The sequence below is a fragment of the Delftia sp. S65 genome, assembly GCF_016516495.1.
Classification (GTDB): Bacteria; Pseudomonadota; Gammaproteobacteria; order Burkholderiales; family Burkholderiaceae_C; genus Comamonas; species Comamonas acidovorans.
The window spans coordinates 75349-89156 of record NZ_JACVUR010000025.1 but is presented as its reverse complement, the minus strand read 5'-3'; the positions used below and the strand labels follow the sequence as shown (position 1 = coordinate 89156).

General features: G+C 56.2%; 12 protein-coding genes. 8 read left to right on the top strand and 4 right to left on the bottom strand.

Annotated elements, in window-relative coordinates:
* The 4 genes from IAE24_RS19265 to IAE24_RS19250 all read left to right on the top strand — a co-directional run.
* Positions 1 to 921, top strand: a 921-nt coding sequence (locus IAE24_RS19265; protein ID WP_200016383.1) for an IS3 family transposase, incomplete at its 5' end; no start/stop codon positions are given.
* Between the two features lie 572 nt (positions 922 to 1493).
* On the top strand, positions 1494 to 2684 hold the full coding sequence (locus IAE24_RS19260; protein WP_199960288.1) for a PP2C family protein-serine/threonine phosphatase: 1191 nt from the start codon (positions 1494 to 1496) through the stop codon (positions 2682 to 2684).
* A 41-nt stretch (positions 2685 to 2725) separates the two neighbouring features.
* The gene (locus tag IAE24_RS19255; RefSeq protein ID WP_199960287.1) at positions 2726 to 3769 is read left to right on the top strand and encodes a serine/threonine-protein kinase; all 1044 of its coding nucleotides are present in this window, start codon (positions 2726 to 2728) and stop codon (positions 3767 to 3769) included.
* On the top strand, positions 3766 to 4851 hold the full coding sequence (locus IAE24_RS19250; protein WP_199960286.1) for a protein kinase domain-containing protein: 1086 nt from the start codon (positions 3766 to 3768) through the stop codon (positions 4849 to 4851). Before IAE24_RS19255 ends, IAE24_RS19250 begins: the two co-directional genes overlap by 4 nt.
* Before the next feature lie 215 nt (positions 4852 to 5066).
* Here IAE24_RS19250 and IAE24_RS19245 read toward each other — a convergent pair whose 3' ends face one another.
* Both IAE24_RS19245 and IAE24_RS19240 read right to left on the bottom strand, forming a co-directional pair.
* Positions 5067 to 5438: a hypothetical protein gene (locus IAE24_RS19245; RefSeq protein WP_233626152.1), complete on the bottom strand. Its 372-nt coding sequence runs from the start codon at positions 5436 to 5438 to the stop codon at positions 5067 to 5069.
* 146 nt (positions 5439 to 5584) lie between these two features.
* Complete coding sequence (locus tag IAE24_RS19240; RefSeq protein ID WP_199960285.1) at positions 5585 to 6145, bottom strand: hypothetical protein; 561 nt, start codon at positions 6143 to 6145, stop codon at positions 5585 to 5587.
* Between the two features lie 771 nt (positions 6146 to 6916).
* Between IAE24_RS19240 and IAE24_RS30740 the strand changes: the two genes are divergently transcribed.
* The 4 genes from IAE24_RS30740 (at position 6917) to IAE24_RS19220 (ending at position 12099) form a co-directional block, all read left to right on the top strand.
* Positions 6917 to 7351 (top strand): helix-turn-helix domain-containing protein, encoded by a 435-nt coding sequence (locus IAE24_RS30740; RefSeq protein WP_017405085.1) that lies wholly within the window; start codon positions 6917 to 6919, stop codon positions 7349 to 7351.
* Positions 7352 to 7812: 461 nt separating this feature from the next.
* Complete coding sequence (locus tag IAE24_RS19230) at positions 7813 to 8565, top strand: TnsA endonuclease N-terminal domain-containing protein (RefSeq protein ID WP_233626151.1); 753 nt, start codon at positions 7813 to 7815, stop codon at positions 8563 to 8565.
* Positions 8556 to 10820 carry a DDE-type integrase/transposase/recombinase gene (locus IAE24_RS19225; protein WP_199960283.1) on the top strand — a complete coding sequence of 755 codons (2265 nt, stop codon included), beginning with the start codon at positions 8556 to 8558 and terminating at the stop codon, positions 10818 to 10820. The genes IAE24_RS19230 and IAE24_RS19225 overlap by 10 nt, the downstream gene beginning before the upstream one ends.
* Positions 10813 to 12099 (top strand): AAA family ATPase, encoded by a 1287-nt coding sequence (locus IAE24_RS19220; protein WP_233626150.1) that lies wholly within the window; start codon positions 10813 to 10815, stop codon positions 12097 to 12099. Before IAE24_RS19225 ends, IAE24_RS19220 begins: the two co-directional genes overlap by 8 nt.
* Here the strand turns inward: IAE24_RS19220 and IAE24_RS19215 are convergent.
* Positions 12069 to 13454, bottom strand: a complete 1386-nt coding sequence (locus tag IAE24_RS19215) for a TniQ family protein (protein ID WP_199960282.1) — start codon at positions 13452 to 13454, stop codon at positions 12069 to 12071. The two genes, IAE24_RS19220 and IAE24_RS19215, sit on opposite strands and share 31 nt — an antisense overlap.
* A gap of 19 nt (positions 13455 to 13473) precedes the next feature.
* Positions 13474 to 13803 (bottom strand): helix-turn-helix transcriptional regulator, encoded by a 330-nt coding sequence (locus tag IAE24_RS19210; protein ID WP_080945268.1) that lies wholly within the window; start codon positions 13801 to 13803, stop codon positions 13474 to 13476.
* Positions 13804 to 13808: the final 5 nt, after the last annotated feature.

The following is a 13808-nucleotide window of genomic DNA, read 5'->3' as shown; positions in this document are numbered from 1 at the left end:
AAAAAAGTGGATTGCGCGCTCGCCCTTGTTGCCCGGGGACGACCAGTGAAAACGGTCTGTCGGACGATGGGGCTGGCGCGCTCACATGTGCGCGACCTGCTTGGACGCGGTGAAGACTGGACCGATGGCCGCAGCCATCGCACACCCAGTGACGATACTGAGCTGCTCGCCGAACTGCGCCAGGAAATTGCCGACTTGCCCAGCTATGGCTACCGACGTGCCTGTGCCTTGGTGAACCGCCAGCGCACGGCACGGGGCGCCACAAGGGTCAATGCCAAACGCGTCTATCGCGTCATGGCACAAGCCGCTTTACTGCTGCCCAAGGCGCCTCGCCGGCGCCAGTCCGCACGCACGCACGAGGGCCGGGTGGCGGTCTCACGCAGCGACCTGCGGTGGTGCTCCGATGGTCTGGAAATCAAGTGCGACTCAGGCCAGACCGTGACAGCCACCTTCGCCAAGGACTGCTGCGACCGCGAGGTGCTGGCCTGGCGCGCATGGGAGGGCAAAGGGCTGCCGGGCGAGCCGGTGCGCGAGATGCTCATCGAGGCTGTGGAACGCCGCTTCGGCTCGGTCGAAGCGGTCCCGCAGAGCCAGGAATTGGAGTTCCTCAGTGACAACGGCGGCGCCTACATCGCAGCCGAAACGAGGACACTGGCACGCGCGCTGGGCCTGAAGCCCATCAACACGCCCGTCTGCAGCCCGCAGAGCAACGGCATGGCCGAGAGCTTCGTCAACACCTTCAAGCGCGACTATGTGGCGCGCATGGACCTGCGTGACGCGCAGACGGTACTGGCGCAACTGCCAGCGGCCTTCGAGCACTTCAACGAGGTGCATCCGCATTCTTCGCTGAAAATGCGGTCGCCTCGGGAGTTCAGGCGGCAACAGGCTGCAGGGGCTGAGCAGGCGCTTTATTGCGAATAGAGCGGGGTCGGGAATACGGGGGCAACATCACAGGGCTTTGATATGAGTGCGTGGCTGACTGGCTCATGAGGGTGGTCCTGGCATTCGGTGGTCGGTAATACCTAGCTGTTATGACGAAGCCGAGTGGCATGGACCTAGCGTGCAACCCTCTGCTGCAGACTCTGGCTGAAAGGTACTTTTATGCGTGATTCACATGCAGTGACCTCTGGCTTCCGTGCGTGCAGACCTCGCGACGAAAGATGAACAGGGCTAATATGTATGAACATCACCGGCGGTGACCCCGCAGCTTTCGTTGCTAGCCTTGTTTCAGGCGATAAATCGTGACAATGCGCCATAAGGTTCTCCAGGGTCACCATTGACGCAGCCCTCTTCGCAGAACACCGTCTTAGCGGTAGAGTCCATGGGAATGGGCTTGGTGTACATATGCGCCATGCGCAACTAGGCTTGGGGCTTGCTTGCCCGGGGAAGCTTCCCCCCAACACAGCTATGTGGCCTTCGGCGTAGTGGTGTAGCGACTCCGGAGCGGCTTAACATGTAAGGATTCGTCCGACTTCGTCCCTTAGTCAAGCCTAATGAGCCTCAGCAGTTTTGAAATTCGCCTCTTAGAGTGGTTCCGCCGCAAGACAGCCAATGGAGGCATGAACCGCGCGCCATCGCTTGCTGCTGCGGTCGCCACCGACATTGGACTCGTGCGTGATGAGAACCAAGATCGAGTTGCCATCGCGCGAGGAAGTGACGCATTGGGCAGCGAGTATGTTGTCCTCGCCTTGGCCGACGGGATCGGGGGGCTGTCTCGCGGTGCAGACTGCGCCGCGCTCACGCTGGCGAGCTTCTTGGCCAGCATTCACTTCGATTCGCGGAACGTAGGCGACCCGAAGGCCTGGCTGCATACCGCAGCCATGCGCGCCAACCTGCGTGTCCATCGGGAGATGCGGGGCACCGGCGGCTCGACTCTCGTCGCCGCGCTGGTGTCCGCTGAACGCCGAGTCCATTGGCTGAGCGTCGGCGACAGCCGTGTGTTTGTAGCGCGCCGAACTGAGATGGCGCAGATATCGGTCGACGACACCATCGCTGGCCAGTTAGGGCGCCCGGCCGACTCCGGTCTCGACCAGTCCAACCTGTTGCAATTCATCGGGATCGGCTCGCAGTTGGAGCCACATGTCGACGAAATCTCCTATCCTGCGCCAGGAGTGTTGGCGTTGACCTCCGATGGAGTCCATTTCCTCGATCCCAAATGGATGGGGATGCTCATCGCTCGTGCGCCCGAGGTTGGGCAGGCCGCGAGGCGCCTAGTTGAGAACGCCAAATGGTGCGGCGGCCCGGACAACGCCTCCGTCGCCTTGATGTCCTTTTCGGAGCAACTCGCGATTCCGATGGCGGGCGCGCCCTCGTCTGTACTGCAAATTTGGGATCCCTTCAGTGATCTGACGCTTGTGGGCTTCCCGGGAGCCGACGTCGTCGGAATGCAATCCCAATCCTCGCGCGCTAGGGAGTTATCGGCATTCCCCGTCAGCCCGGCAGGCGAAGATCTGGAAGAGAAATCGCAACGCGTTGAGGTGGACCCAGCCGCGCCTCCAAAGCGGCCGGCCAAGAGGGGCGCAAAGAGCACTGTGTCCAAGCGCACCGCTGCCAATGCCAAGACTCGCCGCGCCGCGGATGTCGGGAGAGCCAAGGCAACTGGCCGCAACGAGAAGGAGAGATCCGCCGATACCGGCGGCAACGTCCCTGATTTCGTCATAGAGTTTCCCAATAAGGCGAGCTGAGCATGGTGTTACCCGCGCGATACCAACCTGAAGGAGCCCCCATGGCCGGGGGGATGGGAGCTGTTCAGATTTGCGCGGACAGCGCGCTAGATCGGAGGGTCGCGATCAAATTCCTGCAGCCAGGCGTACACGGCCGGCGCATTAAGGACGAACTCGCCGCGCTCCTGAAAATGCGATCCAAACATGTCGTGCAGGTCTACGACGTGCTGCAGTTCGACGGCGACCAGATCGGAATCGTCCAGGAGTTCATCGATGGCCCCGACCTGGTGCAGTCCATCGTGCCACCGACTGATCTCGGCGCCTTCTACAGGCAGCTCTGGCAGATAGCCTCGGGTATCGCCGATATCCATGCCTTGGGCGTGATCCATCGAGACATCAAGCCCAACAATATGAAGGTCGATCCCGAGGGGGTCGTCAAGATCTTCGACTTCGGGCTAGCCCGGGACGATGGTCCCTCGGCGGCGACGATGGGATTTGTCGGTACGCTCGGATTCGCTGCTCCGGAGCTGTTCCTCGAAAGATCGACTTTCACTTTCGCCGCCGACACGTATGCGTTCGGCGCCACAGCACTGTTCTTAGCACTTTTGGGCCTGCCACATAGCATGTTGATGGCTCCACCGCAGCCCGTCGGCGCCACGGCGTTCACCGATTTGCGGATCGGGACTGACCCCGCCACCGCCCTTCCGCTCGCGGAGGACGTGTCCGAGGTCCTGCTCTCCTGCATGGCCCAAGCTCCCGCCTGCCGCCCCTCGATGAGCGATGTCCGCGACACGCTGGCTCGTCACATCCTTCATGGACGGCATCAGGCGTTGCTGGTCTTCAACGGTAAGGCATCGATCTTGAACAAGGACAACCGCGTGGTTAAGCTGAACTATCCCAACGTGGGCAGCGCCCAAATCGCCTATGACGGTCTGCGGTTCGTAGTGCAGGAGATCGCAGGCGAGGTCATGATTAACAACCAACAGGTCGCCCCAGGCTATTCGATACCCGGGTCCTGCGTCGTTGCCCTCGGCGGCGCTCATCGGCGCGGGAATGATCGAAAGTTCATCACCTTTGACGTTGCCCACCCGGAGATTGTCCTGTGACCGGGCCACTGAAGCCGAGTGACGTAGTTGGCGGCCGATACCAGGTCAAGTCCTTCGTCGGGCAGGGCGGCATGCAGTTCGTCTATGCGGCTCAAGACCTTATCGCTGACCGCGCCGTGGCTCTCAAGACGCCTAAGAACAAGTCGGCGACGAAGCGCTTCCACCGAGGGGCAGTGGTCGCCGCGAAAGTCAACCATCCCAATGTCGCCAAGACGCTGGATTACCTCCACGAAGGCGAAGAGCTTTATCTGATTGAGGAACTCATCGAAGGCGCGGACATGGAGAAGGCGCTCCTTCTCAAGTCTAAGATCCTCGACCCTTACCTCGCCGCACGGGTCCTGCACCACTTGGCCAAAGGCATCGGCGCAGCGCACCACGCCGGGGTGGTACATCGCGATCTGAAGCCGACGAACGTGATGGTCGTGGGCGGCTTCTCGCTCGAAGAAATCAAGATCACTGACTTCGGCATCGCGAAGTTGGCGGGGGCCGAGATCGAGGCCGCAGCAGAGCAGGGCAGCGAGACGCTCGTGAACTCACAGACCGCTGTCGGCGCGCTGCCCTACATGGCCCCGGAGGCGATCGACACGCCAAAGGATGTCGGCCCCCCGGCAGATATTTGGTCCCTTGGGGCAATGATCTACACCCTGATGTGCGGTGAGCCGCCATATGGATCTGGACTGCGGGCCGTCGCAAAGATATTGGATGCAGCTGCGCCCGCGCAGCCCGACTTCCTATATGCGAATCCGCAGTTTGCCACGTTGACCCGGGACGTTATGACCCTCGCACTCTCATGCATGGCCCGCGATCCAAGGCAACGGCCGACGGCAGATGCTCTGGTCGAGGCGTGTGGGCGCCTGTGCTATGCGATCACGCCCAGGCGCTACGGCAAGATCGCCCGCATCAAATACGACGCCTGGGGTTTCATCGACCCCGGCGCCGAGGAGGCGGACGTATTCTTCAACAAGGATAGCGTCTACGGCGGGTGGCCGTTGAAGCTTGGCGATCGCGTCTCCTTCAGTGCCTTCGAGGGAGGGGGCGCATACCGAGCGCACCCCGTGGTCAAGCTCTCCGGGGCCGAATGACGGCATCTGCTCGCACATTGCGGGATTCAACCTAAGCAAGCACCAAAGAGCTCTCGTATCCGCACGAGGTTCAGCGCCCCCTATTTCACGACTATCCGGCGGTGGACGAGGCGGGGGCAGTTCGCGCAGAGAAGCGCCAGGTCTGGGCTGCTGCAGGCCTCGTTGAAACCAGTCAAAGCTCTTTGAATTTTTTCAAACTGTACGGACCTGATTTATCACAGGTGCCAAGTGCAATCAGTCACAGACCACTTCAACTCGTCCACGACTCTGCGCATGATCCAAACGCACTGCTCATCGGTACACCAATGCTTAGCCAGAAGACCGTTCAATGCAGATTTCACTGTAGCCTCCTTGTCCCCATTGAATGACGCTAACTTTCGCTGGCAGTACGCGACCATTTGCAATGCAAGGTCTTCGCACATAAGAAAAGCTGCGACCACGTCGGAGGGCGAGGTACCCGGGGCATAGAACTTCCCCCCTTCCTCAATGAGGCTCATTTTTTGTTGTGCGCCTGCAACAGCTGATAGATGCACAGTTACTGGGAAGTCTTTCGGCACACTGCTAATATCTTTTGAATCCCTTTCCATGTCGACTCCTATTCAAGGAAAAAAAATGGCGTAAAGCATTTCCCGCGGATGTTTTTTCGACTTACATCCAAATCTCTTGGCGGAATATAATTGCTCGCTTTACTCTACGCAGGGCATCAGTCATCTGTCTAGGCACGAAGACTCGATCAATCTTTCCGCATTGTTGCCAGGTGGGATAGATCGAAACGTTCAGCAATCTGCCAGAGGGTCGCATGGGCTAGCCCCAGTTGATCAAGCAAGGCGTGATACTGATCGCGCGCCGCCAACAATGCGTGATATGTATCTGGCAACCAATTAAATTGCCCTAACTCGTTTACACGCCCCAGAGCCTCAGACAATCCTTCCTCGTCGTCTGGTCCGAAAAACAAGGTCTGCATAGCATCTAAATACCAAACCTCAGGCATCACGATAGCACGTCCCGAATCCAGCATGTCTTGCTGAAAACGCCAATTCATTGACTGCAGCGCCAATGCAGCAGTAGCTGAGTCAAGAGACCAAGCCATCAATCGATCCGCTCTCAAAAATGACGTGTCTGCTGCAATGCCAAACAAAGTTTTGTGAACTTGGCTTGCAGAAAAATCAAGCTGATTCAAACGCGCCTCGAACATCGGTTTCGGTGCTTTTCCCATGAGAAACTGGAATGCCATCGGACCAAAGGCGAACTGCTTATCAGCAGACCGTCGATCGACTTCGGACAACTCAAGCATGGCTAGTTTCATGTCGGATGACAGGGTCTCATACACAGTACCGCACCGGTGGTTCCACCTGTCGTGCAAACACTCCATAACCCGATTCGCTAACATCGTTTTTGATTCCCAGAGACATCCGCCCCCGTGCAATCGATCATTTTCGAGCTCTGCCACGTCCAACGCGTCAAAATGAAGATGTAGGGGACTTCGTGGTCTGTAATTGCTTATCCGGTGCGCAACAAGTGATCGATGAAGCTTGCCCGTATCGGACGACAAAGCCTGCTCGACCAAGCCTCCGAACACAAGCTCTTCATAAAACCCGATTTCCCCACGCCTGTCCCTCAACCTCCCATCCTGGGCATCAATAAACTGGTCAAGCCTTCCTATTGCTGCCCGTTGGACACGAGGCGGCGCATCACCAAACCAACTGTCCCAGGTTCTTGGGTCGAATGGTGCTCTTGAGAGCACATCAGTCATGTGTATGAGAACGGACTTTCCCTGCGAAATTCCAGGCGTATGCGCCGCCCCCAACATCCGATGCTTGAAGTGGTTGACAGCGCTTTTGAGCCTCAACCTGAACATCAGCGACGCGTTGGTTGCAGTCATAAGAATGTTGATCCGTTGTCTCGATTGTTCGTGGATATCTGCATGATTTCCAGGTAGGAACGTGCATTTCGCAGCACAAAAACCACGCACCGATCCCCTTGGCTTTTGTATCGACAGACTTCCGTGTGCGGTCTACCCTCTCAAACACATTCGTCTTTTTTGCCCATCACATCACTCAAGGACATGGCTCTGAGCTTTCGTGATTCCATGCAATTTCGTGATCACGAAGAGGAAAACCTCGACCTCAAAAACCTCGCCAGCAGTTTCGGTGAACTCTTGTTCCTGCTGCGAAGTAGACAACGATTGAGCCTCCGTTCCCTAGGCAAGAGAGCCGGAGTGACTGCGTCACTCATCAGTGAATTTGAGAACGCGCGTCGCCCACCGCCGGCAAGCCCCACTGTGACCCGGCTGGCTCAAGCGCTGGAGCTGTCACGGAGTGAGACCCAGAGGCTCGCTGAACTGGCCTCGCAACAGCGCAGCGGCATGGGGCTGAGAGTCGCGCGAGCCACACCGCGCCACGTCGCAGACCTGCTCCGCGACATCGCTTGCTTGGGTCAAGACCTCTCGCCCGCCCAAGTTCGATCGATTCGCCAAACGTTGGAGGTCTCCATGAAATAAGAAACGGCGGGATCCCCTTTTCAGAAGCCCCGCCGCCCAGGGTGCTCAGACCGAAGTCTTCGCGAGTCGCAACGCCAGATTAACCGATCTGACCCCAGGTGGTGGTTTGTGTTCGCGCCTACTAGGCGAACAACCAACAGGTCAGACCATGCAAAAAATCACCAGTCGCCGTGAGGCATCGACACGTCTGTGCAGAACCTCTGGATACACACCAAATCAGCACACTGGACGTGACAACGTCATAGCCAAGCTTCTGCTCGCACTCCGGGCCTCCAACTTTGTCTCAACCTCGCCGAACGGGAGGTGAGGCGATGAGAACCGAAAAGCGCTTTACGCCGAAGGCCCTCGAACGATTTCAGAGGGAAGGGAGGGGGGCTGGCACATACTCAGACTACATCCCGTGGCACAGGGTTTCGCGGGGTGATCCATCCAGCAAGGGCCGCTCCCATCTGATCGTTTGGATGGATCGACAGCGCGAGCTTCTCTCGGACCAAGAATGGGGAGGTTTGAACTTCGCCGGGCTAATTCCAGGCTTAGTCGATCTTGTTGAGCAATTTCCGATCAGCCAAGACTCCGCCTCCCATGATCTCTCGCGGTGGCAGATTGGCCATGGCTCGATGCAATTCCCTGGGACAGTGGAGATAGCAGGGGATCTGGGTATCAAACACCCTGTACTGAAAGATGGTGACGAAACACACGTTTGGACTAGCACGACAGATTTACTGCTCGTTATGCGCAATCAACGAGGCGCCTTTAAGCTACTCGCTGTTTCTTGCAAACCTTCCAGCTCCCTAACTAAACGTGCCAAGGAGTTACTCCGCTTGGAGAAAACCTATTGGAATCTCCGAGGCGTGGAGTGGCTACTCATTACGCCAGAGCAGTACGAGAAAAGTGTGGGGCTCACTCTGCGTCGAAGTTCACCGTGGGGATTTGATGAGCCAGCAGAGATTTCAGAAATCCAGACGGCCTGCAAAGTGGTGCGCTCTGCACCTTGGCATACATACTCTGACGTCATCAATCATCTGACTGACCGCTTTGGAGGCGAGAAGCACCGCCATCAAGCGCAGCGGGCGCTTTGGCAATCAGTCTGGCGTGGTTTGCTGCCTGTAGATTTGCGCCGCGGCTGGAGGCCTCACCACCCCATGACGTTGATTTCTCGGGAAGAGTTCGCATCTCTCAATCCGCTTCTGGCGCGGAGGTCAGCATGCATCTGATGCACAACCAGGCGTTCAAGCTGACGACGGAGGCGCTGGGACTACCTGAAGGGATTTTTCGAATCGTTGTTGATGTTCCCGTCACAGACATCACTTATTGCGTTCTGATCAAGCAAAATTCTCCTCGAGCAATGGTCCGAGGTGGCAGACCACGCATTGAGGACCAGAATCTGAAACGTAAAAAGAGAATTATCCAGAAATCGTTAGTCGGCACCCTATACGCAATAGCCAGAAATGACCTAATGGACCTTATAGAGTCACATGAGGCGATACCAATTAGCCTTGAACTTCCTGGCCTGTACTACCAAACAATTGATCAACCAGCCGCACAGAACGCTTTCGAAAAACGGTGCCGGGTCATGGAGCAATTCCTTGATATCCAGAAACTCAAGGAATCTATCCTTGCACACGGCAATCTCGGCAGCCTAGTTAGAGAAGCAACTCAACAACACAAGGTAAGTAGATCATACGTATACAAACTTTGGTCAATGCTCTGTACGCTTGGACTCTCAAAAACCAGTCTCCGCACTCGCTGGGACAAGTGCGGCGCGCCTGGCGAGCGGCGTGATCTATCGATCACTAACCCCAGAAAGAAAGCAGGACGAAAGACGTTTGCACAGCGTCTCTCCAAATTGGTCTTTGGATGCTGGGGCGAGCCTATTCAACCCGGGATGAATACAGTCTGGCGCGCAAAAATCATGCTAGCAGACAAAGGCATCGCGACACCAAAGCCCTCAATGCCGGAGCGACACAAACGTATCATTTCCAGTCATTTCACTACAGCGATGCGCTTCGACGACAAGGGAAACATCGTAGCAATCGGGCTTGAGAAAGGCCAGTATCCCAATTATCAACAAGTGAAACGGGTTCTGACCGAAGAAATCGACGAAATTTACCGAATCCGCGAAAAGACTAGCAGCGGGCACTTTGAGCGTGCGCTTCGTGGCTTGTCTGGATACAGTTGGGAAGGAGCGGAAGGCCCCGGGTTGATGTACGCCATCGACTCAACTATCGGTGACGTCTATTTGCGTTCGTCAATTGATCCCACCTGGATCATTGGACGTCCAATTGTGTATGTCATCGTGGACGTTTTCTCGACGGCTGTGGTGGGCTTCTACGTCTGTCTAACTGGGCCCAGTTGGGACACCGCGCAAGTAGCCATTTTCAATACAGCCGCATCATCTGAACTACTGAGCGATCTGTGGGGCTATGACATGCGCCAGTCCCTTTTTCCGGCTCCTACTCTTCCGGCAAGACTTCTTTGCGATCGAGGTGAATATCTGTCTAAACGGGCAAAAGCCACAGGCATGGCCCTGCTCACCACCCTTAGCTACACCGCGCCCTTCAGGCCGGACTTGAAGGGCGTAGTGGAAGTCATGCACCGCATCATGAAAAACGTGCAGTACAACTTTATCCCTGGTGCGATGGATGCAAGGAGGAAGGAATATGACTTGCGCAAATCAAACCCAGCAGCGGCGACTATGTCTATTCGCCAGTACATGCAGTTTCTACATGAGTGCTTCTACGTCTACAACCTGACTGCAGACCGGAGCATTCGCCTAGATGCACACATGATCGCGCAAGGCGTGTTCCCCAGCCCAGCGGGGCTGTGGCGTTGGGGACATGCAATGGGAATCGGTTTCTCTCGGGCGCAGCGCCAAGCAGAGTTGATCACCCAGCTACTTCCCGGGAGTGTCGCCCGAGTGACTAGACACGGTGTCATATTTCGCGGCAATCAATACAGCTCATCAATCGTTGAATCCGAGCAATGGACAACTCGGGCTCGATCTGTTCGGGGCAGCTCGGAAATTTCGGCTATGTACTATCCAGGCTCGGTTTCACACATTTGGACGCCCTACGAACGCGGAAACGGCCTGATTGATCTCACAATCTCAGATCATTCCCGCGCCGACCCCGCACTCACCTATGATGAAGTAGTTGACGCCTTTGCATTTCAGAAGCTCAAGGCTGCAGACGTCGAACACAAACGCGTCCAAGAGGCAGTACTCGGCTATTGCCGCATGGAACTTATCCGCAAGCAAGCCCTTGAAGAAACACGCATTGCGCGGCAACGCTCACGTGGACTCACCCCTACGATCCGTGAAGCTCGCGCTTTCGAGAATGACCTTAATACTCAACTGTCGGTGGGTGAAGTCCGCGGAACGGCGAAGACACGATCGGAGTCCACCTCAAACTATGACGCGATGATGCACGATCTTTACCAAGCCATGGATGCGGAGGCTGCACATGACTAAGCGTGTCTCCGATTCCGTTGCTATCCACGATCCATACGCGGGAAACGCGCTTATCGATCAACTCGGCCCAATACGCTCACGCCAAGAGGCGGCCAAGATATTGGTGAATTTTCCACCTCCCCCACCCAAAGACATCTCCTCTATTCCGCGCCACGTCCGTCTGCACATGCTGATGGATATTCGTGACCTACATGTACCTAGCATGGAAGAGCTGCGGCTGTACGAGACGATGGACATGATGATCCGTCAAAATTACCACCATCTGAATCCTTCTTCCCCAAGCACGTGGAGCATGATAAGCGGCGAAGAGGCCCGCTACAGGCCACCTGTAACTGCCCCAACCTATGGAGCAGCCGTTGTTGGCATTTCTGGCTCAGGCAAGACACAAGCAATTCGAAGGTGTCTTACCGCGTTCCCTCAGATCATCGAACACACTTCATTTTTTCGGATGGTCAGTGGGTTGCAGCAGGTAGTTTGGCTTTCACTGGATGTGCCTGCTGGTGGCAAAGCCACCGATCTCGCAGCCGGGCTGATGACGGCATGGAAGAAGGCGACAGGCACCAATCGCTTTGATAAGACTCTTGCAGGTGAATGGCGCAACGGACCACAGATGCTGGATGAGTGGCGACAAATCGCATCAAGTCATTTTCTTGGCCTTCTTCACCTAGACGAGATTCAGAACCTTTTCAAACTTCCCACGCTGAAAATCCGAAGCAGAAGAAAGCTAGGAGAGCTTCCACCAGAGCTGCGCGTCATTGATGATCAATCTCTCAAGTGGATTCTAACGGCGCTGAATGAGTGGCAGATACCACTATTGGTATCAGGTACTCCCGACGGTTTCGGTGCTCTGACCAAGCGACTAAGTAATACGGAACGCATAGTCACGTCGGGGTACCACTTATTCAAGCACTTCAGTGGAGATCATGACGAAGCCTTTCGACGGCATTTTCTTCCAAGGATCGGAAATTACCAGTATGTCTCTCAGCCCCTGCCAATCACTGAGGAACTAGGTAATCTTATCCTTGAAAAGACCGCTGGGGTGCAGCGTTTGATCATTGCACTTTGGATTGCTGCGCACCGCGTGGCTTTCGAACGCAATGACGACGATCTTCGTATAGAAGACTTCAGAATAGCTGCTGACACTTATCTCTCGCCAGTAGCGCCGGCCGTAGCCGCACTGCACAGTAATGACCCAGGACGGCTGTCCATGTATGAAGATCTTTCTCCGCAAGATCACAGCTTTTGGACTCAGTTCTGGAGCAACGTTTCGCGGCAATGATGCGTTGTGCAATTGGCAGCCACTCCCTTCTGTATTGAAGGCAGCAGACCTTTCACTTGGCGCGCCCTTGGCCTGATGCTGATCCTCGTACTCATTCGCTCAAGGGCGATTGCCATCTTAGGGCCGCATCGACGCATCAGCGCATCAAAGCGCGGCTCGGTCATGCCGGAGATTTCCAGACAGGAGGTATAGGAAAGCTTGTCTAAGTAGTATGCTTTCAATGCAATGACTGCTCCGACGTCCGATGCCTTATCCCACTCAGGTAGGTTTGGTAAACCGAGATCAAGCAGTGCTTTTCGTACGGTATGAAGGGGGAGCTCAAGCAGCTGTGCAACTGCTGAATGCCCACCCTTCGCTGCGACATACCGGTCAAGCAGCTCATGCGCGTCTGGAACATTTGATTTCGCTAACCTCGGCCTCCACGAGGGCACCACTTTCCCATTGCTGGCATCAACTAATGCACAGACGGCTTGGTCTGCGCTCCCAAACAAGACCGACAGCACCAATAAGTAGGCAATTACAGACGAAGCAGATTTGCGTAGATAAAGGACTCCATCCACTTGGTGGAGGTAAGTTCCTGGAGTTTTTGCGACCACTTCGTGAAACACGGTGCTCAGCCACTGTTCTGGAAACAGCTCCTTGACCCGATCACTAACCAGCGTACCTTGTTTCGAGGAAGCGTTGGCCTTGAAACCCTGCGCGCTCCCCATATCTCGGAGAAGTGGAGTGATGAGGGCAACATCGAGAGGAGCAGTCCGATCGTAGAGCGCGGCAGCCAGATCTAAGAACCGCTCCACCTGGGCATTACCAATGGCAGGCGTCACCCAGTCCTGGGGAATTTTCTCTGACTTCCCAATATACGCTGCAGGGGAGGCAAGAAAAGGATCCGCCCCGGCAGCGAAGCTCAGCGGTTTTTCGTGTTTGGGACACCACAGCTGGCCTGGGGTCTGCAGGTCTCGGCGCCAATAGCTCGTTCCGTGAAAATGGATATCAGCCCTCACACATTCCTCGCAGAAGAAGGCGGCTGGGTACTTTCGCAAGGTGCCACTGACGAACAGCAGGCTTGTGCGCTCAGGAGAGCCATGCACGAGCTGTGGAAGATACGAGGTAATCCCCCGGCGAAGCGGCATGGTCGTGTGACGTTGCGCAAAGTGCTCGGTAGTCATTCCCGCCATACAGCTGAGAAGCTCGTGCGTTGTGACTTCACGGCGTGTCTGCCCTTCCTTACCAAAGTGCTCTGCAATCGCGTCGACCGTGTCCTTTAGGAAGCGGTACCCATTGATCCGCATGATCCGTCCCAGGTAGCCGCGATCCATTTCTTCCGGCAAAGGTGCTGGTTGAACAAGCATGTTCATGGGGTGTCTCCGTCTCAGGTCAAGTAGGTCTGAAAATCGCCAACGACCGAATCACCGCCGCAAGAGCCTTGGCATGTGAAGCCGAGCCATCCCATGTGGCTTGAAGTGCCTCAATCAGTTCCCGATTGCCGCGCACAGCATCTGCACTGATGCCGCCCTCGAAGCGTTCAACGAAAAGACAAACCTCTTCAAACAATCGAGAAGCCCTTATGCCCTCCCCTTTGAGGATGCGACTGACCTGCGATTGACTGGCCCCCACATGAGCAGCGATGTCGGCTTGGGCGATGCCATGTGCCGTGCAGATGCGTCGCGCGTTGGCCGCGCGTACTCTCACTTCCGTTTCCATCATGCATT